A 2,156-nucleotide genomic window follows, 5' to 3' on the forward strand; every position below is an offset into this window, starting at 1 on the left:
GCTCGTTACAACGGGCCGACTCGGCGGGGTTTTGCGTCAGAACGGGCCGACTCGGCGGTCAGGTGATCTGGTGGGCGAAGATGCGGTCGAGCTCGGCGGCGGCATCGGTGGTGACGCCGCCGTGGACGGGGCCGGGCTGGAGGACCGTGGACTTCGGGGCCTTGAGGAGGCCGAAGCGGGCAGACTCGTTGTCGGAGAGCGCCCGGATGCCGTACGCGGTAGCGCGGACGCCCGCGCCGAAGCCGGCGTGCGCGGCGCCGGCACAGATCAGGTCCACCGACTCCAGGCCGGCCCGCACGAGCGAGTGGTCGAGTCCGGGGGCGAAGGCGGCGAGGCGCTGCTCGTCGAGCTTCCACCGAGCGGCGAGGAACTTCTGCTCGGGGCAATGGAGGACGACGCCGACGTTGAGGAACTCCTCGCGCTCGGGACGAGGTACGCAGCGGAGCACGACGTACTGGTAGGCGTCCATCACGCCTCCTGGGCGGGCTCGGCCACAGGCAGCCACGGTCGGCCGCCGTCGAGGCGGGCCCTCAGGAACGCGACGTAGCGCTCACGCAGCGACTCGGGAGTGTCGTAGCCGGGGACGGCCTCGAGCCACTCGTCGGGTACGTCGGCGAGCACCTTCTCCAGCACCGCGTCGTCGAGCCGCGTGGCGAGGTCGTCGTTCTGGGCGAGCGCCTCGGCTGCGTAGGCCCGCAGGACGTGCTCGGAGGTGTCGTAGGGCTGGGCGGCGTAGCGCGCCGGATCGCCGCCACCGCCGGGCCAGACATGGTGGAAGTAGAGCGAGGCACCATGGTCGATGACGTAGAGCGCACCGTTCCACAGCAGCATGTTGGGGTTGCGCCAGGAGCGGTCGACGTTGGCGATCAGCGCGTCCAGCCACAGGATCCGCCCGGCCAGCGACGGATCGGGCTGATAGGCGGCGTCGTAGCCGAACGCACCCGCCAGGAAGTCGATGCCGAGGTTCAGCCCGGCGCTCACGTTGAGCAGGTCCTGGACCTCCTCGTCGGCCTCGTAGCGGGCGATCTCGGGGTCGAGATCGAGCACCACCTGATCCGGCGTCGGGATGTCGAGCGCCCGGCACAGGCCGGTGACGATCACCTCCGCGACCAGCACCCGCAGCCCCTGCCCGGCGCCGCGGAACTTGCAGACGTAGGTGCCGAGGTCATCGGCCTCCACGATCCCGGGCAGGCTTCCGCCTTCCCGGAGCGGGGTGACATAACGAGTCACCCGCACCGTCTCCAGACTCACGAGATGGTGTCCTCTTCCAGTCGTCTCTTCTCCTCGGCGATGTCGAAGCGGGGCGCGGGCCAGTCGAGGTCGAGGCGGTCCAGGGTCTCCAGGAGCAGCTCGCCGATGGCCAGGTTGCGATACCACTTCTTATCGCTCGGCACGAGGTACCACGGAGCGTACTCGGTGTTGGTGCGCTCCAGCGCAATCTCGTACGCCTCCTGGTAGCGATCCCACAGCTGCCGCTCGTCGATGTCGCCGGGGCTGTACTTCCAGTGCTTCGTCGGGTCCTCGAGCCGGGCTCGCAGCCGCTTCTTCTGCTCCTTGGGCGAGATGTGGAGCATGCACTTGAGGATGACGGTGCCGTCGTCGGTCAGGCGCTTCTCGAAGTCGTTGATGGCGTCGTAGCGCCGCTCGATCTCCTCGGCGGAGGCGAGCTCGCGGACACGGCCGATCAGCACATCCTCGTACTGGGAACGGTCGAAGACACCGAGGTAGCCCGGCTCCGGCACCGACCTCTCGATCCGCCACAGGAAGTCCTGGGCCCGCTCTTCGTCGGTCGGTGCCTTGAAGCTGGTGATCTTCACGCCGACGGGGTCGACCAGCCCGACGGTGTGCTTGAGCACGCCACCCTTTCCGGAGGTGTCCATCCCCTGCAGGATGAGCAGCACCCGCCTGGGGTCGTCGCCCTCCTTCGAGGCGAACAGCTTGGTCTGCAGCTCGATCAGCGTCGGGCCGAGCTCGGCGAGCACCTGCTTGCCGGTCTCCTTGTCGGCGCCGACGCCGGGCGCGGAGTTGGTGTCGTACTTCCGCAGGTCCACCGCTCCGGCCGGCAGCCGCAGCTCGTCAAGAAGGCTCATAAGGCGACGATAGTGCCGAGTCGGCTCGTCATGACGCGCCGACTCGGCACAAGAAGTGGTCAGGAC

Annotated in this window: 3 protein-coding genes; all 3 read right to left on the minus strand. The window is 68.6% G+C overall.

From position 1 onward, the window contains the following. Positions 1 to 58: 58 nt before the first annotated feature. Genes ACFU7D_RS29375 through ACFU7D_RS29385 form a run of 3 tightly spaced genes read right to left on the minus strand, consistent with a single transcriptional unit; the run spans position 59 to position 2,090 of the window. A complete protein-coding gene (locus tag ACFU7D_RS29375; RefSeq protein ID WP_378874006.1) occupies positions 59 to 469 on the minus strand; it encodes a DUF3037 domain-containing protein in 411 nt (136 codons plus the stop codon). Further along, positions 469 to 1,251 carry a HipA family kinase gene (locus tag ACFU7D_RS29380; protein ID WP_378874009.1) on the minus strand — a complete coding sequence of 261 codons (783 nt, stop codon included), beginning with the start codon at positions 1,249 to 1,251 and terminating at the stop codon, positions 469 to 471. Before ACFU7D_RS29380 ends, ACFU7D_RS29375 begins: the two co-directional genes overlap by 1 nt. Continuing rightward, positions 1,248 to 2,090 carry a PPK2 family polyphosphate kinase gene (locus ACFU7D_RS29385; RefSeq protein ID WP_378874012.1) on the minus strand — a complete coding sequence of 281 codons (843 nt, stop codon included), beginning with the start codon at positions 2,088 to 2,090 and terminating at the stop codon, positions 1,248 to 1,250. The genes ACFU7D_RS29380 and ACFU7D_RS29385 overlap by 4 nt, the downstream gene beginning before the upstream one ends. Positions 2,091 to 2,156 lie beyond the last annotated feature (66 nt).

The sequence above is a fragment of the Nocardioides sp. NPDC057577 genome, from assembly GCF_042801335.1.
Classification (GTDB): Bacteria; Actinomycetota; Actinomycetes; order Propionibacteriales; family Nocardioidaceae; genus Nocardioides.